Annotated in this window: 2 protein-coding genes; both read left to right on the plus strand. The window is 62.8% G+C overall.

The genetic code is table 11. The features are described 5' to 3' along the window. Positions 1–369, plus strand: a 369-nt coding sequence (locus tag AC1DIX_RS27480; RefSeq protein ID WP_477328480.1) for an SDR family NAD(P)-dependent oxidoreductase, incomplete at its 5' end; no start/stop codon positions are given. Positions 370–437: 68 nt separating this feature from the next. Then, positions 438–667 (plus strand): NAD(P)-binding domain-containing protein (locus AC1DIX_RS27485; RefSeq protein WP_477328482.1); only part of this gene is annotated, 230 nt, incomplete at its 3' end.

The raw sequence follows: 667 nt of genomic DNA on the forward strand, positions 1-667 counted from the left end.
CTCCCACTCATGAGCCCCACTGGATCAATCATCCTGACCGGGTCTAGCGCCGGCACAACCGGGGCTCCGGCGTTCACTGCCTACAGCGCCAGCAAGGCGGCCGTCCGCAACCTGGCCAAAACATGGGCCGAAGATCTGAAGGGCACAGGCATCCGCGTCAATGTCCTCTCGCCTGGCGCCACCGCGACTGAACTCGCGAAGGAGGCTCTCGGAGAGGAAGGCCAGAAGGCATACGGCGCGATGACACCTCTGCAGCGCATGGCCGACCCGACAGAGATCGCGGCGGTGGCCGCTTTCCTCGCATCATCAGACAGCAGCTTCATGACAGCGAGCGAAGTCGCCGTCGACGGCGGCCTCGCCCAGCTCTGAACGAGTAGCCCCCGCGGCTCTAAAACGAGCGAGCCGTTCGGCACCTTTATCGACCAAGGAGAAAGATTATGACCTACTCAATCATTGGCTTCGGCAAAATCGGCCAGGCCCTCGCCAAGGCGTTTGCTCGCCGCGGCATCGACGTATCTGTTGCGACCACCCGTGATCCGGAAAGCTTTGCGTCGGAGGCCGCCGCAGTCGGCCCATCGATCAAGCCAGCGACGCTTTCGGCTGCCATCAAGGCGGACGTCATTTTTCTGGCTGTGCGTTTCGAGGCCCATACGGAGGTCGCGAAGGC

The sequence above is a fragment of the Massilia sp. 05N420 genome (genome assembly GCF_056397205.1).